A 25,588-nucleotide genomic window follows, 5' to 3' on the forward strand; every position below is an offset into this window, starting at 1 on the left:
CAGCATGCTCAGCGGACGGGTAATATGCTCGTTTTTCAGACCGCAGCGGGCCAGATGGCCGCGCACTTCATTCTGAGTCAGACTGGAAAATTCATTCCACACGTCATCTATCGGTGTAATATTGGCTGCCTTAACCTCCTGCTGGAAGTAGGCTGCATTCAGATAATCACCCAGGTAGGTTTTACCGCTGTATACCGGAATTACGCCCAGAATCGACTTCAGCAGCGTGGATTTACCTACACCATTGCAGCCAACAATCGCAATCTTGTCCCCGCGTTCAATTGTCATGTTCAGCTTAGGAAGCAGCGGACGGTCGTAGCCGATTTCGAAGTCAATGCCCTCGAATACGGTTTTGCCGCTGGAGCGGCTCTCTTTGAACGAGAAACTAGGCTTCGCTGCCTCCTCGGGCCGGTCAATCCGCTCAATGCGGTCGAGCTGCTTTTCACGGCTTTTCGCCCGGCCAGAAGTGGAAGCACGCGCTTTGTTCCGCTGAATGAAATCCTCTTGCTTCTTGATGTAATCCCGCTGCTTCTCATATGCCTCGATATGCTGTGCCTTGTTCATTTCCGCCATATCCAGAAATTTCTCATAGTTCGCCGTATAACGGGTCAGCTTAGCGAACTCCAGATGGTACACCACATTAACGACTTTATTCATAAACTCTGTATCATGGGAAATAAGCAAAAAAGCATAAGGATACTGCTTCAGGTAGTTCGTCAGCCAATCGATGTGCTCGACATCCAGGTAGTTGGTAGGCTCATCCAGCAGTAATACATTCGGCTTCTCCAGCAGCAGCTTGGCCAGCAGAACCTTGGTCCGTTGTCCCCCGCTTAAGGAAGCTACATCGCGATCGAGTCCGATTGCCGACAACCCCAGACCGTTGCCCATTTCCTCGACTTTAACATCAATCAGATAGAAATCCCCCATATCCAGCTGTTCCTGAATTTCACCCATTTGCTCCAGCAGCAACTCAAGCTCTTCCGGCGAGGCATCACCCATTTTCCCGGTAATCTCCATCATTTCACTCTCCAGCTCAAGCAGCGGCAGGAAAGCGTCCTTCAGCACGTCACGCACCGTTTTACCAGGTGTAAGGTTCGTGTGCTGATCCAGATAACCGTAGCGCACTCTCGGTGTCCATTCTACTTTTCCGCTATCCTTCAGCAAGGTTCCGGTCAAAATATTCATCAGCGTCGACTTGCCTACGCCATTCGCTCCCACCAGTCCAACATGCTCGCCGGCCAGCAGGCGAAACGACACATTCGTGAATAACTGCCGGTCTCCAAAGTTGTGGGAAACGTCTTCTACTGTAAGTAAACTCATAAATTCTCAGTAAGCTCCTATCTATTTTTAACATGAGGCCAATATTCTGTCAGTACGTATAACGACCATTTTAACACAAGTCAGGGCCCCACTGAAATAGGGATTTACCTGTTCCGCGCTCCATAAGAAAATTAATTTGATATTTTTACATTTTTTTCTGAAATAATCTGCTGCGTTTTGCAGATATATGGAGGCTGCCAGTCTTCCTCAGCAGCTGCTCCAGGGCCAGAACTAACTTTCCGTTACGCTCAAAAGGATCCTGTTGCAGCGGCAGGCTGCTCACCTCCACTTGTCCGCCCAATGCTGCGGCCAGCAGCTCCGCGGCAGAGCGGCTCGCCAGCGGCAGGCAAATCTGCCAGTTCGCATGAAGCGGAAGTCTGCTCCGGCGCAGCCAGTGCAGCGTATCCTCCAGCCGCCAGGCTGATCCGGAAGCCAGCAGCAGGGGTACGTCACTGCCTGTAAATGCTTCAAGCGCACCTTCATAACCGCCGGTTCCAAGATCCAGCACGAGGTATGTATAGTTTTTATTTAGCATGCCTGTTAAATCACCCTGCACCGGACGCCGCCAGTATTCAATCCCTTTCCAGCTAAGCGGAGCCTCAGGCAGTCCCGGTTGCCCTGGATGTACCGGATAATCAAGCAGGCTGCAGATCCGATCATACACGGAAGACTCCGGACTGAAGTCAACCCATGCGGTGGTCCCCTTTCGGGCCAGCCCATTGCTTACCGCCAGCGAGGTATGCGTCGTCCCAAGACCTGCGGATACGCCGAGCAGTGCAACAACTGCAGTGTGGCGCTTTACGGGTAATGCCGGCCGCATCCCGCTTTTTGACGGTTCGTCTATAGAATCTGTAAGAGGCTCAAGCGCCTGTAATACTTCTTCCGCGCTTTGATATCGTTCCTCCGGATGATAGCGCAGGAGCCGCCGGATTACAGGAATCAAGGCCCCGGGAATTCTGGCGTTTAACATAGATTCCATCCCCGGCACCCAGCGGCTGTACATCCCGCCGGAAACCATATACAGCATAATCGCCCCCAGGCCGTACAGATCCGATGCTGGTCCGCTCTGCCCGCTGCCGTATTGCTCGGGAGCAGCGAAACCGGCGGTACCCAGCTTCTCTGTATCCTCCCCGCCTCCCTGTCTATAGCTGCGGGCGATTCCGAAGTCTATCAGCATCAGCCCGCCTGCCCCGGTCAGCATGATATTAGCCGGCTTCAGATCGCGGTATATAATCGGCGGATGCTGCCCGTGCAAGAATGCAAGCACTTCCAGCAGCTGGCGGGTATAGGAAATAATACGTCCCGCATCCATCGGCTCTGTATCTGCCTTAATAGATTCCGCCAGCGTCACCCCTTCAATATAATCCATAATCATATACCAGTAGCCTTCTTCATCCGGCGGAAAAAAATCGGCGACTCTCGGAAGCAGACGGTGATTCAAAGAGATCAGCAGCTCCGCCTCCGCCTCCACGGCTCCCGCTGTCTTATGATGGCTGATGCTTTCCTTCACCGCCCACCGCTGCCCTGGCAGACGCATATCCTCGGCCAGATAGACATGGCTCATTCCGCCGGAGCCGATCAGTCTCTTAATCCTGTACCGCTCTCCCATCAACTGACCGGGTGCCAGTTTTGTTTGAAAAATCATCGTTAACATCCTCCTAAAAAAACTTATACAAAATCCTGTATATATAACAAAAAAGAGAAAGCACGCCGCTGTTGATACCATCCGGCACGAGACCGGTGGTACAGACAACGGGATACTTTCCCTTATGTTGATACAATTGAGCGAGCGGTACTATTTCATTTGATTAATATTTAATCATATAAAGTGTTATCTCGTCACGGTTATGGAACAGCTGCTTCGCCCGCTGAACCTGCATCCGCTCGCCTTCAAACATGGCGATAATCTCCTTGATCACAGCCAGCGGCTTCTTGTGCATCAGCTTCACTGTAACCACTGCTGTTCCGCCCGGTGAAAGGCTGTGGAGCAGGCCGGTGACCAGCTTCGCCATCAGCTTGGGACTCCAGCTCATATCACAGACCAGCAGATCAAATTCATTATCCCGGAATTTGACTTCCCCGGCATTTTTGCGCAGGATCTTCAGTCCGGGCAGATTGCGGAGCGAATCATGCATCAGCGCAGGATCAACCGCTGTTACTTTGAGACCGCGTTCGAGCAGGAACGAGGTCCATCCGCCGGGTGAAGCCCCAATATCAACAGCATTACGGAAGCTTGAGAACGGAATGGCAAATTCCTTCTCCGCCTCCATCAGCTTGAATTTGGCCCGCGAGATCTGCCCGTCTTCCTTGCGGAAGCGGATCATGCCGCCGTTCCAGCTGGACAGATTGTCCTCAGGCCGGGATACCCCGGCATACAGCGCTTCTCCGTCCGCATAGACGGAAATCACCCAGGCAGGATCCTGCACGGTGAAATCAGCCTCCAGGCTCTGCAGCCGTTCCTGCAGCCACTCACGCAGCTCACCAGGGCTGTCCTGCCAGAACGAGGCTGCTCCCTTACGGACATGCAGCGACACCTTCTCACCTTCCAGCTCACTGCGGCGGCTTAAATAAACGGCCAGTCTGTCCAGCGCGGAGAGATCTCCCTGATCCTGGAACTGTACCGGCTGAATATGCCGCAGGAAGATCGGCAGATTCGCGCTAAGCACCCGCGATACCTCTTCCGGTTCCCCCTCCAGCGTGGCCAGGAAAATCTCCCCCGGCAGCAGCAGCGTGCTTTTCACCGCCCCGAACAGGCGGCGAAGCTCTTCCTGAGCGTATGGGGCAAAGCCGTGATTGGCTGTGCAGATGTAACGTGATAGAATCTTTTCTTCCGAAGCAGCAGCCTGCTCTCCGGTTGTTTGTGTTAAATCGTTCAAATCATCTGCCTCCAGGTCTAATTTTAATCCAGGGACGACCGTTATCCCATTCAACATCGACGGGAATATCAAAAGTAGCCAAGATCATATCTTTCGTCAACACTTCTTCTTTGGGCCCGGAGCCGGCCAGCTTACCGTCACGGATCAGCGCCACATGGGAGAATAGCGGGACGATTTCCTCCACATGATGAGTGACATAGACGACCGAAACATTGCGCTGCTTCAGCTTGTCAATCTCTGCGAGCATTTTCTCACGTTCGTACAAATCCAGTCCGGCACAAGGCTCGTCCATGATGAGCAGCTTGGGGTCGGCCATCAGGCATCTGGCCAGCATAGCCTTTTTGCGCTCTCCCTGAGACAGGGTACCGAACGGATGATAGGCCAGCTCGCCCAGATTCATATCTTCAAGCAGCTTAACCGCCTGCTCCTGTACCTGCTGCGGAATCGCCTGATAGAAGCGAAGATAGGCGTAGGCGCCGGTGGCAACCACTTCCCATACAGGATCGCTGAGCGACAGCTTTTCCATCAGCGAGGGGCCAATATAACCAATCTCCTTGCGTACCTCACGCAGATCGCATTGGCCGTATTTATAACCGAGCACCTCAACGGACCCGCTGCTCGGGAACAAATATCCGGTCATCATCTCCAGAATTGTTGTCTTGCCGGAACCGTTGCGCCCAAGAATGACCCAGTTCTCGCCCTGCTTCATTTCCAGTGATACATCGTCAAGAATCAGGCTTTGTTCTCTCCGCAGCGTAAGATGTTGTAATGATATCATTTATGAGGTCACTCTCCTTATGTATTCCAGCATCCGTTCTACAGAGCCCATTGAATAAAAGATTTCCGGGTCAGCAATCCGGTCAGCAGAGGCCACCAGAAGTGCAGGCACGCTGGATATACGGAACCGGCTGACCAGCCCCGGCAGCATATTTATATTAGCTTCGGCTATAACCAGCTCAGCCGGCAGGAGATGGGAGGCAACCTCCAGCATACGCCGGGCGGCCTTACAGGTACCGCACAGCGGTGTATGCAGGAATACAACCAAGGGCTCACCGGACTGAATCAGGGCATTCATAAGCTCCTGCTCGCTCAAGCTTTTGAATTCCTTCATTTGCCGGCCGCTCCCGCAGCGATCTCTGCAAGCACTTCATTACTAACCGGGCCATTATACAATTCGGTTCCCTCTGGTCTTACGGCATAGAGCAGCTCATACATTTCTTTGCGGCCCCGGCTGCTGGAGGTGTGCAGATAAATTTGGCGCGGAAACAGCCCCTCAAGCACCATACGTCTGCATACCTCATCCCCGCTGTAATCATCAGGCCCCATGTCATAATCGAGCGACAATATATTAACCTCGCACTCACGCAAGAGCAGCAGGCATTCTTCAGTTGTTCTTGCCAGCGTAAAACCCTGCGGCAGTTTGCGGCAATCGTCCATAAATATATTAATCAACGGCTACGCCTCCGCTTCATACCATTTCAGTACGGCTGCAATTTCCTGGCGGTGGCTGCCGTCAGGCCCTTTCGCGGTCTCCATAGCAACAACCGCATGACGGATGGGCTCTGAGAGCAGCAGCTCCCGCAAGTTGCGCTCACCGATATAGCCTTTGCCTATCCCTGCATGCCTGTCCCTGCGCAAACCGAGGGGAAATAATGAATCATTCAGATGAACTGCAGTGAGATTAGGCCAAAAATCCAGTTCAGCTCCCCGTCGCAGCAGCTTCGCCGTCTGGTCCGGATTCCAGATCCCGGCGGCAAAAGCATGGCATGTGTCGAAACAGAACCCGATCTTCTCCGGAAAGCGGCTAAGCTCACGGACTTTGACCAGCTCTTCCAGTGTCATGCCTTCACTTCCGTGATTGCCGGCCTGATTCTCAATCAGCAGCTTTGCCCGGCCATCCCAGGAGCTAAGGGTATCATTCATACATTGTATAATATTTTGGTAGCCTTGTAACGGCTCCATTCCGGCAAAATGTCCAAAATGCACTACAATACCTAGCGAGCCGCAAGCCTCGGCGATCTCCAGATCATTGCGCAGTGACGCCACCATTACCGATCTGGATGCAGCACCGTTCGTATCGGCCGCCATATTAGTCGGGTAAGGGGTGTGGGCAATGGAGACTATATTATACTTGCGGCAAAAGGCGGCGCAGTCCTCCGCATCCCGCGTATCGAGCGGTTTCGGCTTCAGACTGCGCGGATTTTTCGGAAAATATTGAAAGCATGCCGCACCGCTCTCCCAGGCAAAACGGGCCGCTCGGCCGTATCCGCCGCGGATGCTGACATGAGCCCCGATTTTGGGGCTACCCTTCATGCTGGCAGTCCGGGCAATAGAATACCTTGCGTCCGGTCAGCTCTGTTTTGACAATGGTTCCCCCGCCGCGCAGGCAAGGTTCGCCTTCACGGTCATATACTTTACACTGATCATTGTACGAACCGGTAACAGTATCGCCGGCCATAAACGGCATCTCCATGTATCCGCCGATTTCAGTTGCTTCCGTCAGTACTTTACGCATACTCTCATATAAGCGGGTGACGGCCTCCGGCGACAGATTCTGCACCAGCGTGGAAGGCAGCAGCCTCGCTTCAAAAGCAATCTCATCCGCGTAGCAGTTGCCGATTCCGGCCATAACCTGCTGATTCACTAGCAGACTTTTCAGCGCCCCTCTCCGGCCCTTCAGCAGCGCAGCGAACCGCTCCGCGGTCATCCGGCGGTCCAGCAGCTCAGGTCCCAGCTTGCCCATGGCCGCTTCGCTTTCCTTCACCGACAACAGATGCAGGTAACCCAGTCGCAGCCCCATGAAGTACAGAATGTGGTCACCAAATACCAATTCCACCTGTGTACTCCGTTCAGGACGCTCCTCTTCCGTGCCGTAATACAATAAGCCGCCCAGCATCAGATGAAGCAGCAATCTGCGCCCGTCATGCAGATGGAACAAAATATGCCTCGCCCGGCGTTCCACAAAAACGATGCGGGCACCCAGTATTGCGCTCTTAAAGTCCCCGGCCTCCATGTTGATGGTTTTCTCTCTGTTCACGGTCACACCTGTAATCGGAACATTTATAAGATGCTGACTGAGCAGCTTTCTGTAATTCTCCATTTCCGGCAATTCCGGCATTGTTCATCGTCCCTTCTAGGTTGGTAAATAACTCACACCTTTGCCATTATACACCGAGCATCGATATAAGTTCAGCTAAATCGCTGCAAATTACATCCGGTGTCACGCCGGTGACCGTCTTATAGTGTTCAAGATTGTCCTGTGTAGTTAAGCCTGTCAGCACAAGGATCGTCCGGCAGCCCGCATTGGCCCCGGCCGTTATATCCGTTCGCATGTTATCGCCGACCACAACAGCCCCTTGCTGCTTAATACCCAGCATCGACACGGCGTAATTGATCAGGTGTGATTCCGGTTTGCCGATAACTACCGGCGACATACCGCTTGCGGCTTCGATTGCAGCACCAAGCGTTCCCGCACCCGGCATGACTCCATCATCCGATGGCAGCATCAGATCCGGATTGGTCAGCACAAATTTCGCTCCGCCCATGATCCAGCGGGAAGCCTGTGCGAGTGTATCATATGTAAAAGATCTGTAAATACCCTGTACAACATATTGCGGGTCATCTGTGACAATCGTCAAGCCAGCTTCGGCGCAGGCTTCGATAAGGCCTTCTTCTCCAAGTATCGCCACCCTTGCTTCTGGTGATTCCTCAGCGATATAGCGTGCAGCTGCCATCGAGGAAGTGCAGACTTCCTCCGCCTTGGCTTCGATGCCCATTCCGCTCAGATGTGCGGCTACATTAGCGGGGGTCCGCGAAGAATTGTTCGTTACGAACAAAAAAGGTATACCTGCCGCACGCAGCCCTGCTATCAATTCATCTGCGCCGGGGATCATCCGGCCACCGTGAAATAAAGTTCCGTCCAAATCAATGAGTAAGCCTCCGATATCCTTCATAATCCCCCTCCAGTTCCTTCGGATTTTAATTAATACTATTAATCAAAAATCTGGTTAATTTTAAAAAACAGCTTTTCATTACCGCTCTATTTTCAGCTGTACCGTTCAGAATACAGGTTTATATGTTGGTATGAGGCAGGATAATCCCGTCCTCATTTCGCCATATTCCCCTCTGCTTCGTATGTTTACCAAGGTTCTTTTAATTAAATTTTAACATCCTTAGTCGAACATTAGCGAACCGCTGCAGCGTCAGGCTATTTTTGACACTACCCTGTCATTTCCTGCGCTTTCCCGGAAAATAATTTGATTTCTTCAGCCATTTCGCCGGGGATTTTCCAGCTTCTCCGCTTACTTTCTCCGGTATACGGGAAAGGTGCAGAACTCCTCAGCAAGCAGGGTTTGCGGGAAGACCGCCTGTGCTTCCTCCAGTAATGGAGTCAGCTCCTCCTGGGATACGTAACGCGAACTGAAGTGAGTCAGCAGCAATTCCCGGCCTTCAGCTTCTCGGGCCAGTTCTGCCGCCTGGACAGCAGTGCTGTGGTGATATTGATAAGCCATCTCCGCCAGATCATGGGCAAAGGTTGCTTCATGGATAATCAGATCAGCACCCTGCGCCAGAGGCAGACTCCCCGGGCAAGGTCTGGTATCCCCCAGAATGGTTACGATGCGCCCTTTTTTGGGCTCGCGGACCACTTCAGAAGCCCGGATTACTACTCCGCTCTCCGTAGTCACATCTTCGCCTTTCTTCAGCTTGCCGTAGATCGGACCAGGCTTCAGTCCATAGCTCTGGAGCAGCTCCGTGTTCAGACTGCCCGGGCTGTCTTTCTCTGTTACCCGGTATCCGTAGCTGTCAATCCGGTGCTCCAGCAGACCCGCCTCAACCTTAAAGGTTTCATCCTCAAATACCAGCCCGCCGGTATGCTCCACAATTTCAAGCTTATAGGGCATGCGTGATTGGCTTACTGACAAGGAAACGTCCAGAAAAGCCTTCAGTCCCGGAGGACCATACACTGTTAGCGGAGCCGTGCCGCCCTGATAACCCCGGCTGGACAGCAGCCCCGGCAAGCCGAACAGATGATCACCATGCAGATGGGTAATAAACAGCTTCTCAAGCTTCCCCAGCCGCAGCGGCGAACGCAGCACCTGATGCTGTGTCCCTTCTCCGCAATCGAACATCCAGAAGCTGCGGCGTTCCTCCAGCAGTCTGAGGACAATCGAGGTTACATTGCGCTGCAGTGTGGGAACACCGGCATTAGTGCCAAGAAAATAAATTTCCATCTTATTAAATCCTCCTTTCCTTTTTCTTCGAATGAACAAGCGGCCTTTGCCGCGGCATCTCTGAAATGAATTTTACCCTTTTTGGGAGAGGAAATCATCTTTACCTTCATCCTTCCCCAAATGACTTCATGCTCCAGCAAAAAACCTCCCGGTACGGGAGGTCCGTTGTGAAGGGGGCCTCTCCCCTTCCGATCAGTTGTGTATCATCAAGAGAGTCTATAGCTTCTCAACATTAAAATATTGTGCTTCCGGATGGGCGAAGACCATTGCCGATACTGAAGCCTCCGGCTCCATCATGAAGCCTTCAGTCAGATGAACGCCGATATCCTCCGGGGAGAGGAGCTTAAACAGCGGCCCCTGATCCTCAAGATCCGGGCAAGCGGGATAACCGAAGGATACGCGGATACCCTGATAACGCGCACCATGTCTCTGCTTCATGGTCATATCGGCAGGATCAGGGAAGCCCCAGGTATCCCGCATCATATGATGGACCCGCTCCGCCAGGCCTTCGGCAACCTCCAGCGCCACGGCCTGCAGCGCATGGGAGCGGAGATAGTCCCCTTTATCTTTCAGCTCGGTCGACATTTCACGGACACCATGGCCAGCTGTCACGACCAGGAACCCGACGTAGTCCATGATGCCGCTGTCCACGGACTTCAGGAAATCGGCGAGGCAAAGATACGGCTCAACATTCTGCCGCGGAAACGTAAAGGTATGCAGGATGTTGGCAGTGTTCTGCGGATCGTAGATCAGAATATCATTCCCCCGGGATTGTGCCGGGAAGAATTGGTACATCGCATGCGGCGTAATCGTACCTTCAAGGATTGCCTGATGCAGAATATCGTCCACCGTTTCCTTAAGCTCTACCGTACGCGGATCTCCGGCGGCAAGCTGGGCTTCCACTGAACCGCGCAGACCCAGGTGATGGCCTAGCAGCATCTGCATGTTCACGTAGGGGACAATATGGCCCAGCGGATAGCTGCGCAGGACATGTCGTTCCAGATCCGGTGGGGTGAACACAGGCGCGTCGGCTGAGATCTTCGAGCGGACAGCCCGGGTCAGCACCGGAAGCTCCTGCTGCGGAGCCACAGCGACAGCCGCCTCTGCTTCCTGGCGAACTTCTTCCTCAATCTTGACCCGTTCCTCCGGATTCATCAGCCGGTTGGCGATATCCAATCCATCCATGGCATCCTTGGCGTACAGAACAAGGCCATCATACTCCGGACGAATACGTGTCTTGGTGAATTTACGTGTCAGCGCCGCACCGCCTACCATAATCGGCACATCAATCCCTGCAGATCTCAGATCCTGAGCGGTTGTAACCATCTGCTGCGCCGATTTGACTAAGAGGCCCGAGAGCCCGATCGCATCCGCCTTTTCCCGCCGGAATGCTTCAATGATATTCTCCGGTGGTACCTTTATACCCAGATTGATGATCTCATAACCGTTGTTGGACAGGATAATCTCCACCAGATTTTTGCCGATATCATGCACATCCCCTTTGACGGTGGCCAGCATGATTTTCCCCTTCACAGAGGTCTCATCCTTCTGCATAAACTGCTCCAGATGGCCGACAGAAGCCTTCATCACTTCAGCGCTTTGCAGCACCTCGGCAACGATCAATTCATTGTTATTAAACAGTCTTCCAACCTCGGACATTCCGGCCATCAGCGGACCATTGATGATCTCCAGCGGACCGCTTTTCGTCAAGGCTTCATTCAGGTCAGGAATCAAACCTTCCTTGGTGCCTTCAACAACGTAAGAGGCGAGCCGTTCCTCCAGCGAAAGATTGGATATCTTCTCTTTCTTCTCAACTTTCTTCTCACGAAAAGCAGCAACGAACGCCGCCAGCGTCTCGTCATTGGTGTTGTAGATCAATTCCTCAGCCAGATGGCGCTCTTCTTCCGGAATGGAGGCATACCGTTCAACCTTCTCCGTATTTACAATCGCATAATCCAGTCCGGCCTTGGTGCATTCATACAGAAAGACCGAGTTCAGGACCTCGCGTCCCGCTTCCGGAAGCCCGAACGAAACGTTACTGATCCCCAGAATCGTATGCACCGCAGGTAAAGCTTCCTTGATCAGGCGGATGCCATCAATCGTTTCTTTGGCGGAGCCGATATACTGTTCACCTCCGGTACCCACAGGAAACACCAGCGTGTCAAAGATCAGATCCTCTGCAGCCAGTCCATACTTGTTCACCAGCAGATCGTAGGAGCGTTTGGCAACCTCCAGCTTGTCTGACGCTTTGATCGCCTGTCCGGTTTCGTCAATCGTCCCTACGACAATTGCCGCCCCGTATTTATGAATCAGCGGAGTTACCAGCTCGAACTTTTCTTCACCATCTTCAAGGTTAATGGAGTTAATAATCGCCTTGCCCTGGCAATATTGCAGCGCCAGATCAATGACCTTAGGATCGGTGGTATCGATCATCAGCGGTACCTTTACCTTTTTGACCACCAGTTCCAGGAACTGCTTAATGTCTTCGCTCTCATCCCGGTCCGGGTCCTGCACACAGACATCAATCACCTGCGCACCGCTCTTAACCTGAGCGCGGGCTATTTCCGAAGCTTCCTCATATTTGCCTTCCACGATCAGACGTTTGAACTTCCGCGAGCCCAGCACGTTCGTACGTTCACCGACCATATAAGGTCGATTGTCACTCTCTACATAAACAGGCTCAATCCCTGACAATGCCGGCGGGTGAGATCCATCCAGCTTGCGGGGTTCGAAGGTGGTAAGCAGCTCGGCCATTGCCCGGATATGATCCGGAGTTGTTCCGCAGCAGCCTCCGGCAATGTTCAGCCAGCCCTTTTCAGCAAAGCCTGCCAGCTTACGGGCCAGTGAATCCGGAGATTCGTGATAGTTCCCGTTCTCATCCGGCAATCCGGCATTCGGATAACAGCTCACAGCCGCGGAAGAAATCGCTGACAGTGAACGGATATGATCGCGCATGAACTCCGGTCCGGTCGCACAGTTAAGTCCGATGGAGATCGGCTTCAGGTGCTCAAGCGAGATGTAAAAGGCTTCGATATTCTGACCCGCCAGGGTTGTTCCCATCGGTTCAATCGTTCCCGAAATCATGACAGGCAGTGTAATTCCCGTCTGCTCAAAAGCATTTTTGATCCCGATACTGCCCGCCTTCACATTTAATGTATCCTGGGAAGTCTCCAGCAGGAGAGCATCCACTTTCCCGTCAATAAGTGCAACAGCCTGCTCCTGATAGCTGCTAACCAGCTCCTGAAAGGTCACACCTCCGGTCACGGAGAGTGTCTTCGTAGTCGGTCCCATTGCGCCGATCACATACCGCGGATGTTCAGGCGTATCGTATTTGTCTACGGCGTTCCGGGCAAGCCTTGCTGCCTCCAGATTAATCTCCCGTGCCCGCTGAGGGATATCATATTCCGCAAGCACCACAGAAGTCGCCCCAAAAGTGTTTGTCTCGATTAGATCCGCGCCGGCTTCAAGATATTTCTCATGAATGTCCTGAATCACCTCAGGACGGGTAAGCACCAGCATTTCATTACACCCATCCAAATCTTCTCCGCCAAAATCCTCACCGGTAAGGGGCACTTGTTGAATCATTGTACCCATTGCTCCATCCAGAATCAGTATGCGCTGCTGCAAGCTTTCAGCAAGTGTATATTTAGCCACTTCATATCCCCCCAGAAAAACGTTAGAGTAAGTTTAGCAGAATAAAGCAAAATCGGAAAGCCTTCCTTTCCACTCTGCATAATTGTTATTATTTGTAGGCTGTCCTCAGGAAGCTTTATTAAGGTAATACTGTAAGTTCTTTACTCGGCATGGAATGCTGTGTGCGGGCCGTTACATGGGATGTAACGCTATACTTGCCCTCTTGAGCAAAGCTGCCTTCAGCCTCATATGTACCGCTCCCGGAGGATGTTCCTTTCAGCTCCAGCTTTATCGATTCATCGTTTGTGTTCACGATTTCGAAGAGCACTTCTTTGGCATCATCTACTGCTTCTCCCGCTTGTGTCACCACCGCTTTGAAGCTTACCGGCTCATTTACCTTGCCTTGCTCCGGACTCCAGCTCAGCTCGACCTTAATGGGCTCCATAGAGACATTGCCTGCAGAGTGCATAGGGTTATGCTCTGCACTTTTTTCGGAACATCCTCCTAGTGCTGAAATCGTAACAATAAATAATAGTGCAATAAACTGCTTAGGTTTGATCATCGGGCATCCTCCAGTCGGATAGTCAAGTTCCTTATGAAGCTTACAGCGCGAGTAATCCATTCTTTCTCTATTATACACATAATATTCACTTTTTCAGAGAATGACTACCTCTTCACACATATTCATAGCATACAAAAAAAACCGGCTCCCTATTAGGAGACCGGTTTTGAAATGACTTGTTATAGCGATTGTACCAGCGGAAGGAGCTCGGAGAGATGCCCGATCTGGTAGTCCGGCCGAATCTCCGGATTAGCCATTTTACCCGTCCGGTTAATCCAGACCGTGGTAAGACCTGCAGTCAGACCGCCTAGAATATCCGTCGTTAGCTTATCACCGACCATAACCCCTTGTTCCGGAGCAATGTCGAGCAGATCAAGCGCATGTACGAAAATATCCTTGTCCGGCTTACCTTTACCAAAGCTCCCTGAAATGACCACATGATCAAAATAAGGGATTAGCTCCGGAACACCGTCCAGTTTCTCCTGCTGAAGAGCCGGACACCCGTTAGTGAGCAGCAGCAGCTTCACTTTACCCCGGAGCTCATCCAGCACTTGCAGCGTTTCTTCATACATATAAGGCCGCTTCCGGCGTTCCTCGGCAAATTTGGCAGCTAGTTGTTCAGCCAGTGCTTCATCATCGACTCCTAAGGAAGCCAGGCCGCGGCGCCAGGATTCTTTGCGGTATCCCGGAGCAAGCTGCTCCAGTTGCCGGAATTCCGGCTGCTCCCCGGCTGTGAAATTTGCCCATAGTGCTTCGAAGGGATTGATTCCGATCATTTTCGTAAATGGAAACGTCTCATAAGTCTCGTAAAGGCTTCTGGATTCCCTACGGACAGCTGCTTCCAGCTCTAAAGGGTCAATATCGTTCCCCGCTGCTTCGCAGGCCGCGCGGAAAGCTTCTTCAACGCTCCGTTCATCCCAGAGCAGTGTATCGTCAAGGTCAAATAGTACGGCGGTAATCGGCATAATAACGCTCCCTCTCCCTATGCTGGTCTATCTTTCTACTCGTACACTACTTCAATATTATTAGCTTTTGCGAACTCTGTGAGGCGTTCACCCATTGCCGCGGTGTCATAACGGTTCAGGAACCTGGAGAACACCCATTGCTTGCGCTTGCCTTTATATTTAAGGGAAACCATACTGCGGGACACAATAATCTTCTCAATCTCTGATGCCTGCAGCCAGCGTTCACGATTGTATTTAATAGTAGAAACTCTGGCACGTTCAACCTTCAGGTATGGACGGCGGAAGAACAGAAGTGCAGCCAGTAAGAAGTAAAGAACAACACCCAGCCAGTTGGCGAGAACACCGCTGCCTCTAGCTTCATCAACAGAACCGACTACCCAGAACATGATGCCGAGCAGCAGCAGAACTATTGGAAATACGATGTTGCGGCCTTTGAAAATATCGCTGTCTTTGGCAGCTGACACTGATTTTGAAGCATAGATGGTTTCTTTACCTTGCTTCTTCCGTTGCTTATTGACTTGCTGTGTGTTGCGTTGAACCATTCTTTCCCAAGAACGGGCCATGTTAGTTCCCCCTAGTCATCCTAAAATATCTATGACAAAGACACCGGACTAATGCTTAAGCCCCTTGGTGCCTTGATCATCGTTATCCACGATTTCAATCGTATCAAGCTGTGCCCGGAAGTTGCTGCGGATGTTACCCAGATAGATCTCGCGGAGCTTAGCGCGTTCTGCCAATTCCTCTTCATTCAGGCCGCTGCTTTTTTGCTTGCGAGCCAATTCATTGATGCGTGCGACCAATTCGTCTATATTCAATGCTTTCCCCTCCCCTATAAATTCATTCTAACTTTGCCATGAGAAAAAGAGCTTGTCAAGGTCTCCTCCCTGAAAGCTCTTCATGTTATTCTATCGTGTTGAAATTATAGTCAATATACAGGCAAAGTAAGCACATCTCCGGCCTGGATGTCACTGCTGTTCAGTCCGCTTGTCTTTTTAATTCCTTCTATATATACGACGGTCCTCATATTATCCGGTTTATGTTCACGTGCTATGCTCCAGAGCGTGTCTCCGCGTACAACAACTACCCGCTTACCTTGTGTCATAGAGGACACCGATCCGGCAAAAACATTACCTACAACTGTGAAACCCGAAACTACGAGCATAAACACCAAGGCAAGTTTTATAAAGTTATCTTTCACAAATACCTTCATCAGCATACTGAATAAGGACGCTGCAGAATCTTTCAGACTTGAAACATAAGTTGAAGCAGAATCATCTCCGGCAGACTGAAGCTCACGGGCCTCATCGTAGATGCTGCGGTATGTACTGTATTTTAACATTATCATCGACCTCCAAACACTTGTTCTTAATTTCAAAAATAATATAACACGAACAAGTGTTTTGATCAATAGTTTTTTCGAACAATTGTTCCCCTTATTTTTTTGTTCATCTGTTGTGTTAATTTCACCTGTTTACTATGTCTTTTAGAAATTTTTAGAACTTATGTTTGTACGAACGGAAGTTCTATGTTATAATTTTCCCAAACATACTATATGGGGTTGATTCCAATGTCAAAGATTTCGAGTCGTCAGCTGGCGATCCTGGAATTTATACGTAACGAAGTCCGCAGCAAGGGTTATCCTCCGTCTGTCCGGGAAATTGGGGAAGCTGTCGGTCTTGCGTCCAGCTCCACAGTACATGGTCATTTGGATCGTCTTGAGAAGAAGGGCCTTATCCGTCGTGACCCTACGAAGCCGCGTGCGATAGAACTGCTTGGACAGGAAGATTCTGAGAATGTACATCAATTTGTACAAACAGTAACCCGTATTCCTGTTGTAGGTAAAGTCACCGCCGGGGTGCCTATTACAGCTACAGAGAATATTGAAGACTATTTCCCGCTACCTAGCCATTATGTAGGCGACAACAAAGTTTTCATGCTCTCTGTACTAGGAGACAGCATGGTTGATGCGGGAATTATGAACGGCGATTATGTTATTGTCCGCCAGCAGCAGACAGCAGACAATGGAGATATCGTCGTTGCGATGACTGAAGAAGATGAAGCTACTGTTAAGACATTCTACAAGGAACGAGACCATATCCGCCTGCAGCCGGAGAATCCGGCTTATGAACCGCTCCGCTTGAACCGTGTTACCATTTTAGGCAGAGTCATTGGACTTTTCCGTGATATCCACTAGAATCTCCCCCTCACAAAAGCTGTTTCGCCCTCAAGCGAACAGCTTTTTTCATTTTTTTATGCCACTCAATCAATTAGAACATTTGTTCCCGTCAGCGAAATTCATCACCACTAATCTCGTATAATGGGAACCCCCGCAGCATTCCACACATATCCTGGTAGCAAAAGGAGTGCTGATGACTTTGCCCAATTACCGGATAATTGTTGATCTGTCGCAGCGCATGCTGTATTTACTGGATAATGACATTGTGACCCGTGGTTTTCCCGTTGGAATCGGCACCATGCTGACGGCCTCCCCTACTGGCGAGTATACAATCATTAACAAGCAGCCTAATCCCGGCGGGCCTTTTGGTGCCTTTTGGATGGGGCTGTCTAAACCGCATTACGACATTCACGGAACGAATAACCCTGCTTCGATCGGCCATATGGTCTCCCACGGTTGCATACGGATGTATAACAATGATGTTCTCGCTTTATCCCGCATAGTCCCTATTGGCACGCGTGTAACGATTAGGGAGTAAAGTTATGGATAACTCGTACGTAGCTCCATGTCAAAGAACACCTCTACCACGTTTGTACGGGCAGAGGTGTTCTTCATTTATTCATAGGATGTTCAAACGGCTTATTAGGGCTATCCCCATCAACAGATTCGGCTACAACACACTGCGCAAGAGTCTGATCGCGATTCGGTTTAGGCGCAACGCTTCCCGGATCGACACCCTGGCCGCCAGTAATTCACGTCTGGACCGGCTGGGATTGGGCACCCGGCGCAAATTCTCATTAATTTCCTCAAGCCGCTCCCGTAAAATCGATCTTTGTGCCAACAATACACGGATCGCTCTGCGAATTCTTAACCGTTCTGTTTCTGTCATTAATTCCACCTCTTTTACGTTTGATAGTATAAGAGATGCAATTAAGGCTTCATCGGTTTGTGTGAATTGGCAGTTGTTATTTTTTGGGCAGACGCACGCGGAATTCATACTCCGTACGTTTGTAGGCCATTCCCGCCAGCATGATATATTCAGGTGTCCATTTTTGCAGAGGTCCTGCGTAATCAGCGATAACATGCGGCTTTCCCTCTAGCATCTGTACTACATATATATTCGCCTCAGCGAGCGCAGCAGTGAACAGGTCAGCATCGCTTACCAGCACCTTATAAGTCGCATTCAATACGGTCCCTCCTTATTAACTGATTCATATTTGGCGCGAATTTCAAGATTTTTGGAATAATTGTACAGGTCTAGGGCCGTTATTCCTCTGCGTGCAAGCTTAACAAACAATACAAAAGCGTAGATACACGCCACAGCAGATACCAGCCAGATCAACACGGCAAACACTCCGAATCCACTCAGAAAATAGGCTCCTGGCGTTACACTCATCGTTCTTCTACTCCTTCGGCAAGCCATACAATGGCCTGAAAATGATTTTTATATGAGCCATAGCCCAGGTTCGTCTAACGGCCGTGATAGAAAGGAATTAATAATAGCCCAAAGCCAATGACTGCAAAAAACCCTGTGCCGATAGCAGTAAAGATAACTGCAGGCATACCTATTGAAACTTATTACTAGGCCATTCCAATATAATCCAAATGTGAACGGCTGTAAATGAGAAATCACCTATCCCATGTATACAAAAAGGCATTACCATGAGCTTCTCCCGCTAAGGGAACCGCGCTGATAATGCCTCCTTTTATCCGTTTCAGAAGTACCTCCGCATACTATAAACCGCATTCAACCTATAGCATAGAAAAGAATCAAAACCACGATGGTCAAGGATGAGGCGAACGACAACCACGTGAAAAAATGTTTCCAGTAGTTATTTTTCATCTGATTTGTATACCACCAATATGGTGCTCCGCTGGTGCTCTGCACCGTCACGCGAAGATTTGACTACTGAGCCATAACAAATGTTAACTACCTGTTCTTCCCGTAACCCTTTGAGGAATTCATTCGCCTTGTTCTCCGCATAAAAATTATCGCCGTCCACAAATTCTTTTACCTGTATCATAATATCCTCCTTTAGTTTCATTTATTTAACCGTATCAAGCTCATATGGGAATCCCTATATTTAAAAGCGACGAAATGCACATGGCCCATCACCCCTTGGCTAACATTTAATGTAAAATCCGTCTAAACGAACAGCAAGGCACTCCGCAGCTCTCTGCGGAATGCCTTACTATCAGCCTAGCTTACCATTCCACATAACAATAATCAAACTGTATTGGCTCAATTTTTCCAAATTAAGTGACAGAACAAAGTAGAATCATGCTGCTAAAGTATATATCCATTATTAGGCATCTTTATAAACCGCAACAATTCTATCTTAAGCTGGAAATTATGCATAATAGCTTATAATATAATAAAAATTATCAGGAGGATTTCTCTATGCCCAGTTATTATTTTAAAGAAATATGGACTCCTCTAAAGCTGATAGGGATCAAGTTTTTCCGGGACGATGAGCTAAGGCTTTGGGTTAAATTATGGTCAAAAAAGCGTACACTGCTTCGTTAAGTTAATAATTTGTCTCATCACTAATGAGCCGCGAGAATACATCTAAATCCACAACGCCATGTCCTTTCCAGACCTGACCTTGCCGGATCGTTCCTTCTTTTCTAAAATAGTTCCTCAGCAGGACCTTCTGGGATTTGATATTCTCCGGCATTACAAAGGCTTGAATACGATGGATCTCTAACTCCTTAAACAAATATTCCGTCATCGCCTGAACTGCTTCTGTAGCAATCCCCTGACCCCAAAATCTATCGTCAAGCCTGTAGCCAATGGTGATCATATTTACATCCTGCACATAATCAAATAGTTCTGCTACGCCAACAATACGTTCAGGCTCTTTGTTCAGGCAGATTCCCAGAAAAATCGTCTTTTTCTTGAGAAAGTCTCTTTCAAAATGTCCTATCATATTGGCCACTGTCTCTTTGTTTTTCTTCAGCATTAATGGTGAGTGCACAAACAGCTTTTCATTGCTATAGATTTCAAACAGCTCGTCGAGATCAGAATCCGTTATTTTCCTTAATGTAATTGCTGCAGATTCAATTTGTGGAAATTGTTCAAATGGGCTTTTGCTCATATATTCCGCGCCTCTCCGTTTAAAGTCTAATCAAAGTCTAAGCGCTATTAATTTACCATAATTCCCTATATTTTTCTATGTATTGTAACTTTACGCCAAAGATAAAAAAGAAGCGGTATCACGTCCCCCTTAGACAGCACAAAAAACCCCCGGCGCCAGAGGCGTCAGGGGTTGCTTGCATCCTAGTAAAGAGTCATGTACTGAGCTCTTTCCCACTCGTGAACCTGGGTACGATAGATGTCCCATTCGATTTCCTTCAGTTCATAGAAGTGAGCCAAAGCATGTTCACCAAGGGCTTCAGTGATGACATGGCTGCGGATCATCTCGTTCAGTGCTTCTTTCAGGTCGGACGGCAAGCTTGGAATGCCTTCTTCAATCCGTTCTTCCTCAGACATCACGTAGATGTTCCGGTCGATTGGAGCTGGAAGATCAAGCTGGCGCTTAATTCCGTCAAGACCTGCCTTCAACATTACAGCAAGTGCAAGATACGGGTTAGCTGCAGGGTCCGGATTGCGGACTTCAATACGGGTACTGAGTCCTCTGGAAGCCGGAATACGAATCATCGGGCTACGGTTACTCGCAGACCAGGCAACGTAACAAGGAGCTTCATAACCGGGAACCAGACGTTTGTAAGAGTTCACTGTTGGATTCGTGATGGCGGCAAAAGCACGTGCGTGCTTCAGGATACCAGCCATGTAATACCGTGCAGTTTTACTCAGGCCGAGCGTGTCACTCTCATCATAGAATACATTCTCATTGCCTTTGAACAAGGATTGGTGGGCGTGCATCCCGGATCCGTTCATACCAAAAAGAGGCTTAGGCATAAAAGTAGCATGCAGGCCGTGCTGACGGGCAACCGTCTTCACAACGAGCTTAAAGGTTTGAATTTGGTCAGCGGCTTTAATCGCATCCGCATATTTGAAGTCAATTTCATGCTGGCCGGAAGCCACTTCATGGTGAGAAGCTTCAATTTCAAAGCCCATTTCTTCAAGAGTCAATACGATTTCGCGGCGGCAGTTCTCCCCAAGATCCATCGGCGCCAAATCGAAATATCCACCCTGGTCATTCAATTCTGTAGTGGGATTACCCTTCTCATCGGTTCTGAACAGGAAAAATTCCGGCTCGGGTCCAACGTTCATGGCAGTGTAGCCCATTTCTTCTGCTTCCACAAGACAGCGTTTGAGAATGCCGCGCGGATCGCCGGCAAACGGTGTTCCGTCAGGCATGTACACATCACAAATCAGACGTGCTACCCGGCTGTCCGTCACCCAAGGGAAAATCACCCATGTGCTGAGGTCTGGATAGAGATACATGTCAGATTCCTCAATACGCACATAACCTTCAATGGACGATCCATCGAACATCATTTTATTGTCGAGCGCTTTTTCAAGCTGGCTTACAGGAATCTCAACGTTTTTGATCGTTCCGAGCAGGTCGGTGAATTGCAGGCGAATAAAACGGACGTTTTCTTCCTTGGCGATGCGGATAATATCCTCTTTAGAAAAGCTCACTTTACCCTCTCCCTTTCAACTCTCTTTAGTTGTTGTTTATTTATTAAAAAACCGGGATAGCTCGCCTTGAATAAGAGATACTTGTCCCGGTCTTTTACCCGAAACCAGTTCCTGCTTAAGCAAACGGTGAAGCTGTGAATCAGACAACTCTCTACGGCGAACCTCTGTGTCAGGGGTAATTACCGTAGCTTCTTCAGATTCCTTCGAGACAGGGTTCATTACCTGCTTAATGCCGGCAATATTAACGCCTTTCTCAATTAATGCTTTGATTTCCAATAGGCGCTCTACATCATTAAATGAGAACAAACGCTGGTTGCCGGAAGTGCGCGCGGGCACGATCAGGCTGTGCTGCTCATAATAACGAATTTGTCTAGCAGATAAATCGGTTAGCTTCATTACGATTCCTATAGGAAATAATGCCATATTTCTGCGGATTTCATCACCCATGACTCATCCAACCTTCCAATGATCTTTTTCTCATCTCATTGTACATTTCTTAATTTGGCGTGTCAATGGTATGTGAGTTTTCTTTACAACATTAGTAGATTACTGCGAAACAGCAGGTGAACTGGGTGTTAGCTACAACGAATGAAGACTACCGCAGTATATCACATCGAACAATCCAGAAGCAAAAAACGGTGGCCTAAGGAAATTTGCGATATAACCCTCGATTCACCGTTATTCATCAGCATCGTCCACGGCTGCATCTCAAGCAAATTACTGCATAAGGCTTAAGCTATCGATTAAGCGCTTCAAAGCAGCCACAGAGCCTTTCCGGTGCCTCCAGCGGTATTTACTCCCTGTTTCCCCGCTTATATCCCTCCGGCCTGTATAATTTAAAGGGTAACCCGGCGTCAGCGTAGAAGTCTTAACGCTAAGATTAAGCATGAGGTGATGGACATGGATAATAATCTTACTTTCGGAGTTAACGACAGCCGGCTGAAATATCAGTGCAGGGAAAGCAGTTATGCCATAATCATTGATGACAATGGGTATGTCGCGACAATCCTTACTGCCAAAGGCAGCTTTTTACCAGGGGGCGGGATTGAATACGGAGAGACACCTGAAGAATGCCTACTGCGAGAGTTATTAGAAGAAACGGGATTTGCAGCGGAAATTAGTCATAATCTGGGGAAAGCGCAAAGGTATTTCGTCAGTCCTTCAAACATTCCTCTCTTGAACATCGGTAATTTTTTCACAGCAAACTTAACTAAAAAAGTGTGCGCCCCTATTGAGGATGACCACGAGTTAAAATGGGTGCATTTGAGCGAGGCTGACCATTTATTTTTTCATGAGCATCAGTTATGGGCAGTTAAGAAAGCCCTCAGCCTGAATCTGCGGGTAAAAAAATAACCCCGCTTCATTAAGCAGGGTTATTAAGTATTATCTTCCGCCTGTAAAAGGATTAATCTCATTCGTAAGGTCTCTTCCGGCTTTTTTCTCCTCAGCGGAAATCCGCTTGCCCAGAGCAGCATAATACCAAGCCATAGGGAGAACAGTTAACAGTAAAATGCCAATGCTTATAAGTGCTGTCATCATTATCAGCTCCATTCGTACTGATAATATAACATATATTCCCATAAAACCAAAATGTCCTGCTATAGGAGTTTGCGCTCCCGCATACATTGCAGCGCCATCAACACGCCGAATTTCACATGGGAATAGGTTAATCCGCCCTGCATATACCCGATATACGGCGCCCGGATAGGTGCATCCGCAGATAACTCCAAACTTCCGCCCTGGATGAACGTTCCTGCCGCCATAATGACAGGATGCTTATAGCCCGGCATATCCCACGCTTCAGGAACGACATGACTGTCGACAGCCGCGGCACGCTGAATCCCTTGTACGAAGGCTATAAGATGCTCCGGACCGTCAAAAGCGACTGCCTGGATCAGATCCGTACGCGGCTCGTTCCAGGCCGGCTTAGTTGTGAACCCGCAGCGCTGGAACACTGCAGCAGCAAAGATACTGCCCTTCACAGCCTGTCCAACTGTATGCGGCGCCATGAACAGCCCCTGGAAAAGACCGCGGGTCGTGCCGAGCATCGCGCCAACTTCCCCGCCGATGCCCGGTGCGGTCAGCCGGTAGGCTGCCAGTTCTACAAGGTCGCAGCGCCCGCAAATATAGCCGCCGGTCTCTGCAATCCCGCCGCCGGGGTTTTTGATCAGCGAGCCGGCAACAAGATCCGCTCCAACCTGCGGCGGCTCCAGCATTTCGGTGAATTCACCATAGCAATTGTCTACAAAAACAATAAGCTCAGGCTTCAAAGCTTTTACTTTGGACACCATTTCTCCGATTTCAGCAACCGTAAAGGATGAACGCCAGTCATAACCCCGGGATCTTTGAATCCCGATAACTTTGGTTTGGTCGTTAATGGACAGCGCTACTTCATCCCAGTCAATTTTTCCGTCCGAGGTAAGTGCAGTCTCTTTGTAGCCGATCCCAAAATCGGCTAATGAGCCTGTTCCGTCACCCGGCTTGCCCACTACCTTATGCAGCGTATCATAGGGACGTCCTGTGATATACAACAGCTCATCTCCTGGACGCAGCACTCCAAAGAGTGCCGTGGAGATGGTATGTGTCCCGGAAGCGAAATGCGGGCGTACCAGTGCGCTTTCTGCGCCGAAGATATCGGCATACACCAGATCCAGGACCTCCCGGCCCCGGTCATTATAGGCATAGCCGGTAGACCCGGCAAAATGGAAGTCGCTGACCTGCTGGCGCTGGAACGCCTCAATCACCTTCCATTGGTTGTGGTCCACAATCTTATCCAGCGCTTTAACGGCACTTTCAATTTCTAGCTCTGCGGCCTCCGCCGCCTGTAAAAGATCCTCTGCAAAAACAGCCATTTCCCCGTATTCTCTCCTAACATTACATTTACTTAACACTTGCTGTTACTGCACCACAAACTCAGCAAGTTTGTATCCCCACTTTTCATAATCCTCTTTATTCAAGCGGACGTTGTACAGTACATCATTCTCCTCATAATTCAGTTCCAGCACTTCACCTACACGATACAGCAGTGAAGAAAGGTCACCACGGTCTCCGGGAATCCGGAAGACAAGGGTATCTCCAGCCAATTCATCGGCGATCAGTCCGGTAACACGGGTCAGATCCTCGGGGCTGAAAGCGCTGATCTTCAGATAGCCTTGGCCGGTTGGCAGCATCTCCAGCTGTTCCGGCTGGCAGAGATCGCTTTTATTAAACAGAACGACCCTCGGTTTGCCGGCAGCACCGAGATCCTGGAGAATTGAATCTACAACCTCCATCTGCTCCTCACGCATTGGAGAAGAGGCATCTACCACATGGAGCACCAGATTGGCTTCATTTACTTCTTCCAGCGTTGCCCGGAAGGAGGCCACCAAATCATGCGGCAGGTTCTGAATGAACCCTACCGTGTCCGTGAGTACGACTTCCTTGCCCGCAGGCAGCTGCAGGACACGTGAAGTCGGATCCAGTGTAGCGAACAGCTGGTTCTCAATATAAACATCGGCATCCGTCAGCTGCTTCAGCAGCGTGGATTTGCCGGCATTGGTATAGCCGACCAGCGCTACCTGAACAGCACCGCTCTTGCGGCGGCGTTCACGGTGCAGCTCACGCGTCTTGACGACATCATCCAGCTGGCGCTTCAGTTCAGTAATCCGGTCCCGGATATGACGCCGGTCTGTCTCCAGCTTGCTCTCCCCTGGACCTCTGGTGCCTATTCCGCCGCCGAGCCTGGACAAATTCTTGCCGTGACCCGACAGACGGGGCAGCAGATAAGAGAGCTGTGCCAGCTCCACCTGGATAATGCCTTCCCGCGTCTTAGCTCTCCCTGCAAAAATATCCAAAATCAGCTGCGTACGGTCAATGATTTTTAGATCCAGTGCTTCTTCAAGGTTGCGGACCTGGGCTCCGGAGAGCTCCTGGTCAAAAATCGCCGTATTGGCTCCTAGGCCGTCTGCCGCCATCCGCAGCTCTTCTACCTTACCTTTGCCGATAAACCATTTCGAATCGGGTGTTTCCTTGTTCTGGCGGAGTACATCCAGCACCTCCACCCCGGCCGTCTCAGCCAGTTGAACCAATTCTTGCAGTGAAAGCTCAGGATCGATGCCCGTGCGTTTGATTTTGTCTGTGACCAGACTGACCAGAATGGCCCGGTCCTGAACATCCGTTTGTGTATCATGTGTTATTGCCATGAATGTAGTACTCCTTATCCTTTTACCTCTTGGGA

The 25,588-nt window shown here is 49.9% G+C and carries 28 protein-coding genes; 3 read left to right on the forward strand and 25 right to left on the reverse strand.

Annotation, left to right across the window (positions count from 1 at the left end; translation table 11 throughout):
- The 16 genes from AQR02_RS13100 to AQR02_RS13175 all read right to left on the reverse strand — a co-directional run.
- The coding region (locus AQR02_RS13100) for an ABC-F family ATP-binding cassette domain-containing protein (protein WP_245237399.1) at positions 1–1,320 on the reverse strand (1,320 nt) is incomplete at its 3' end.
- Positions 1,321–1,465: 145 nt separating this feature from the next.
- Positions 1,466–2,965: a serine/threonine protein kinase gene (locus tag AQR02_RS13105; RefSeq protein ID WP_054940877.1), complete on the reverse strand. Its 1,500-nt coding sequence runs from the start codon at positions 2,963–2,965 to the stop codon at positions 1,466–1,468.
- A 163-nt stretch (positions 2,966–3,128) separates the two neighbouring features.
- Entirely contained in the window at positions 3,129–4,196 is a 1,068-nt protein-coding gene (locus AQR02_RS13110; protein WP_245237400.1) for an SAM-dependent methyltransferase, read from the reverse strand.
- A 1-nt stretch (position 4,197) separates the two neighbouring features.
- Positions 4,198–4,974: an ABC transporter ATP-binding protein gene (locus AQR02_RS13115; protein ID WP_054940879.1), complete on the reverse strand. Its 777-nt coding sequence runs from the start codon at positions 4,972–4,974 to the stop codon at positions 4,198–4,200.
- Entirely contained in the window at positions 4,975–5,307 is a 333-nt protein-coding gene (locus AQR02_RS13120) for a thioredoxin family protein (protein ID WP_054940880.1), read from the reverse strand.
- Positions 5,304–5,648, reverse strand: a complete 345-nt coding sequence (locus tag AQR02_RS13125; protein ID WP_054940881.1) for a cyclic-phosphate processing receiver domain-containing protein — start codon at positions 5,646–5,648, stop codon at positions 5,304–5,306. The genes AQR02_RS13120 and AQR02_RS13125 overlap by 4 nt, the downstream gene beginning before the upstream one ends.
- 3 nt (positions 5,649–5,651) lie before the next feature.
- Positions 5,652–6,509, reverse strand: a complete 858-nt coding sequence (locus AQR02_RS13130; RefSeq protein WP_054940882.1) for a deoxyribonuclease IV — start codon at positions 6,507–6,509, stop codon at positions 5,652–5,654.
- A complete protein-coding gene (locus tag AQR02_RS13135; RefSeq protein ID WP_054940883.1) occupies positions 6,499–7,314 on the reverse strand; it encodes an Fpg/Nei family DNA glycosylase in 816 nt (271 codons plus the stop codon). Before AQR02_RS13135 ends, AQR02_RS13130 begins: the two co-directional genes overlap by 11 nt.
- A gap of 46 nt (positions 7,315–7,360) precedes the next feature.
- On the reverse strand, positions 7,361–8,149 hold the full coding sequence (locus AQR02_RS13140; RefSeq protein WP_054940884.1) for a TIGR01457 family HAD-type hydrolase: 789 nt from the start codon (positions 8,147–8,149) through the stop codon (positions 7,361–7,363).
- Between the two features lie 348 nt (positions 8,150–8,497).
- On the reverse strand, positions 8,498–9,427 hold the full coding sequence (gene rnz, locus AQR02_RS13145) for a ribonuclease Z (RefSeq protein WP_054940885.1): 930 nt from the start codon (positions 9,425–9,427) through the stop codon (positions 8,498–8,500).
- 216 nt (positions 9,428–9,643) lie between these two features.
- Positions 9,644–13,021 (reverse strand): methionine synthase, encoded by a 3,378-nt coding sequence (metH, locus tag AQR02_RS13150; RefSeq protein ID WP_425340009.1) that lies wholly within the window; start codon positions 13,019–13,021, stop codon positions 9,644–9,646.
- A gap of 178 nt (positions 13,022–13,199) precedes the next feature.
- A complete protein-coding gene (locus tag AQR02_RS13155) occupies positions 13,200–13,622 on the reverse strand; it encodes a FixH family protein (protein WP_054940887.1) in 423 nt (140 codons plus the stop codon).
- Positions 13,623–13,801: 179 nt separating this feature from the next.
- Positions 13,802–14,587, reverse strand: a complete 786-nt coding sequence (locus AQR02_RS13160) for an HAD family hydrolase (protein WP_082451834.1) — start codon at positions 14,585–14,587, stop codon at positions 13,802–13,804.
- Between the two features lie 35 nt (positions 14,588–14,622).
- A complete protein-coding gene (locus tag AQR02_RS13165) occupies positions 14,623–15,150 on the reverse strand; it encodes a hypothetical protein (protein ID WP_054940889.1) in 528 nt (175 codons plus the stop codon).
- A gap of 48 nt (positions 15,151–15,198) precedes the next feature.
- Positions 15,199–15,402, reverse strand: a complete 204-nt coding sequence (locus AQR02_RS13170; RefSeq protein WP_054940890.1) for a DUF896 domain-containing protein — start codon at positions 15,400–15,402, stop codon at positions 15,199–15,201.
- A 110-nt stretch (positions 15,403–15,512) separates the two neighbouring features.
- Positions 15,513–15,926, reverse strand: a complete 414-nt coding sequence (locus tag AQR02_RS13175; protein WP_054940891.1) for a LysM peptidoglycan-binding domain-containing protein — start codon at positions 15,924–15,926, stop codon at positions 15,513–15,515.
- Between the two features lie 228 nt (positions 15,927–16,154).
- Here AQR02_RS13175 and lexA point away from each other — a divergent pair, with 228 nt between their 5' ends.
- Both lexA and AQR02_RS13185 read left to right on the forward strand, forming a co-directional pair.
- Complete coding sequence (gene lexA, locus AQR02_RS13180) at positions 16,155–16,781, forward strand: transcriptional repressor LexA (protein WP_028530732.1); 627 nt, start codon at positions 16,155–16,157, stop codon at positions 16,779–16,781.
- Positions 16,782–16,962: 181 nt separating this feature from the next.
- Positions 16,963–17,301, forward strand: a complete 339-nt coding sequence (locus AQR02_RS13185; RefSeq protein ID WP_054940892.1) for a L,D-transpeptidase — start codon at positions 16,963–16,965, stop codon at positions 17,299–17,301.
- A gap of 132 nt (positions 17,302–17,433) precedes the next feature.
- Here the strand turns inward: AQR02_RS13185 and AQR02_RS13190 are convergent, their stop codons facing one another.
- The 7 genes from AQR02_RS13190 to AQR02_RS13220 form a co-directional block, all read right to left on the reverse strand.
- Positions 17,434–17,652 (reverse strand): hypothetical protein, encoded by a 219-nt coding sequence (locus AQR02_RS13190; protein ID WP_054940893.1) that lies wholly within the window; start codon positions 17,650–17,652, stop codon positions 17,434–17,436.
- A 76-nt stretch (positions 17,653–17,728) separates the two neighbouring features.
- Positions 17,729–17,950, reverse strand: coding sequence for a hypothetical protein (locus AQR02_RS13195; protein WP_054940894.1), 222 nt, complete (start codon positions 17,948–17,950; stop codon positions 17,729–17,731).
- Positions 17,947–18,159 carry a hypothetical protein gene (locus AQR02_RS13200; RefSeq protein WP_054940895.1) on the reverse strand — a complete coding sequence of 71 codons (213 nt, stop codon included), beginning with the start codon at positions 18,157–18,159 and terminating at the stop codon, positions 17,947–17,949. The genes AQR02_RS13195 and AQR02_RS13200 overlap by 4 nt, the downstream gene beginning before the upstream one ends.
- A gap of 436 nt (positions 18,160–18,595) precedes the next feature.
- The gene (locus AQR02_RS13205; protein ID WP_054940896.1) at positions 18,596–18,787 is read right to left on the reverse strand and encodes a sporulation protein Cse60; all 192 of its coding nucleotides are present in this window, start codon (positions 18,785–18,787) and stop codon (positions 18,596–18,598) included.
- A gap of 504 nt (positions 18,788–19,291) precedes the next feature.
- On the reverse strand, positions 19,292–19,861 hold the full coding sequence (locus tag AQR02_RS13210; RefSeq protein ID WP_054940897.1) for a GNAT family N-acetyltransferase: 570 nt from the start codon (positions 19,859–19,861) through the stop codon (positions 19,292–19,294).
- A 182-nt stretch (positions 19,862–20,043) separates the two neighbouring features.
- Entirely contained in the window at positions 20,044–21,372 is a 1,329-nt protein-coding gene (gene glnA, locus AQR02_RS13215) for a type I glutamate--ammonia ligase (RefSeq protein ID WP_054940898.1), read from the reverse strand.
- Between the two features lie 36 nt (positions 21,373–21,408).
- Positions 21,409–21,819, reverse strand: a complete 411-nt coding sequence (locus tag AQR02_RS13220) for a MerR family transcriptional regulator (protein ID WP_019910684.1) — start codon at positions 21,817–21,819, stop codon at positions 21,409–21,411.
- Between the two features lie 453 nt (positions 21,820–22,272).
- Between AQR02_RS13220 and AQR02_RS13225 the strand changes: the two genes are divergently transcribed.
- Entirely contained in the window at positions 22,273–22,725 is a 453-nt protein-coding gene (locus tag AQR02_RS13225; RefSeq protein WP_054940899.1) for an NUDIX domain-containing protein, read from the forward strand.
- Between the two features lie 245 nt (positions 22,726–22,970).
- Here AQR02_RS13225 and AQR02_RS13235 read toward each other — a convergent pair whose 3' ends face one another.
- Positions 22,971–24,224 (reverse strand): methionine gamma-lyase family protein, encoded by a 1,254-nt coding sequence (locus tag AQR02_RS13235; RefSeq protein WP_054940901.1) that lies wholly within the window; start codon positions 24,222–24,224, stop codon positions 22,971–22,973.
- A gap of 45 nt (positions 24,225–24,269) precedes the next feature.
- Positions 24,270–25,553: a GTPase HflX gene (gene hflX / locus AQR02_RS13240; protein ID WP_054940902.1), complete on the reverse strand. Its 1,284-nt coding sequence runs from the start codon at positions 25,551–25,553 to the stop codon at positions 24,270–24,272.
- Between the last annotated feature and the right edge of the window lie 35 nt (positions 25,554–25,588).

Source organism: Paenibacillus ihuae (genome assembly GCF_001368795.1).
GTDB classification, from domain to species: domain Bacteria; phylum Bacillota; class Bacilli; order Paenibacillales; family Paenibacillaceae; genus Paenibacillus_AQ; species Paenibacillus_AQ ihuae.

Bases quoted from the DNA above. Each gene is read 5' to 3' on its own strand.
- AQR02_RS13120 (WP_054940880.1), bottom strand. From the start codon at position 5,307: ATGAAGGAATTCAAAAGCTTGAGCGAGCAGGAGCTTATGAATGCCCTG.
- AQR02_RS13190 (WP_054940893.1), bottom strand. From the start codon at position 17,652: ATGACAGAAACAGAACGGTTAAGAATTCGCAGAGCGATCCGTGTATTG.
- AQR02_RS13220 (WP_019910684.1), bottom strand. From the start codon at position 21,819: ATGGGTGATGAAATCCGCAGAAATATGGCATTATTTCCTATAGGAATC.
- AQR02_RS13115 (WP_054940879.1), bottom strand. From the start codon at position 4,974: ATGATATCATTACAACATCTTACGCTGCGGAGAGAACAAAGCCTGATT.
- AQR02_RS13155 (WP_054940887.1), bottom strand. From the start codon at position 13,622: ATGATCAAACCTAAGCAGTTTATTGCACTATTATTTATTGTTACGATT.
- AQR02_RS13175 (WP_054940891.1), bottom strand. From the start codon at position 15,926: ATGTTAAAATACAGTACATACCGCAGCATCTACGATGAGGCCCGTGAG.
- rnz (WP_054940885.1), bottom strand. From the start codon at position 9,427: ATGGAAATTTATTTTCTTGGCACTAATGCCGGTGTTCCCACACTGCAG.
- AQR02_RS13205 (WP_054940896.1), bottom strand. From the start codon at position 18,787: ATGATACAGGTAAAAGAATTTGTGGACGGCGATAATTTTTATGCGGAG.
- AQR02_RS13225 (WP_054940899.1), top strand. From the start codon at position 22,273: ATGGATAATAATCTTACTTTCGGAGTTAACGACAGCCGGCTGAAATAT.
- AQR02_RS13165 (WP_054940889.1), bottom strand. From the start codon at position 15,150: ATGGCCCGTTCTTGGGAAAGAATGGTTCAACGCAACACACAGCAAGTC.
- hflX (WP_054940902.1), bottom strand. From the start codon at position 25,553: ATGGCAATAACACATGATACACAAACGGATGTTCAGGACCGGGCCATT.
- AQR02_RS13210 (WP_054940897.1), bottom strand. From the start codon at position 19,861: ATGAGCAAAAGCCCATTTGAACAATTTCCACAAATTGAATCTGCAGCA.
- metH (WP_425340009.1), bottom strand. From the start codon at position 13,021: ATGGGTACAATGATTCAACAAGTGCCCCTTACCGGTGAGGATTTTGGC.
- AQR02_RS13140 (WP_054940884.1), bottom strand. From the start codon at position 8,149: ATGAAGGATATCGGAGGCTTACTCATTGATTTGGACGGAACTTTATTT.
- AQR02_RS13160 (WP_082451834.1), bottom strand. From the start codon at position 14,587: ATGCCGATTACCGCCGTACTATTTGACCTTGACGATACACTGCTCTGG.
- AQR02_RS13235 (WP_054940901.1), bottom strand. From the start codon at position 24,224: ATGGCTGTTTTTGCAGAGGATCTTTTACAGGCGGCGGAGGCCGCAGAG.
- AQR02_RS13200 (WP_054940895.1), bottom strand. From the start codon at position 18,159: ATGAGTGTAACGCCAGGAGCCTATTTTCTGAGTGGATTCGGAGTGTTT.
- AQR02_RS13105 (WP_054940877.1), bottom strand. From the start codon at position 2,965: ATGATTTTTCAAACAAAACTGGCACCCGGTCAGTTGATGGGAGAGCGG.
- AQR02_RS13135 (WP_054940883.1), bottom strand. From the start codon at position 7,314: ATGCCGGAATTGCCGGAAATGGAGAATTACAGAAAGCTGCTCAGTCAG.
- AQR02_RS13130 (WP_054940882.1), bottom strand. From the start codon at position 6,509: ATGAAGGGTAGCCCCAAAATCGGGGCTCATGTCAGCATCCGCGGCGGA.
- lexA (WP_028530732.1), top strand. From the start codon at position 16,155: ATGTCAAAGATTTCGAGTCGTCAGCTGGCGATCCTGGAATTTATACGT.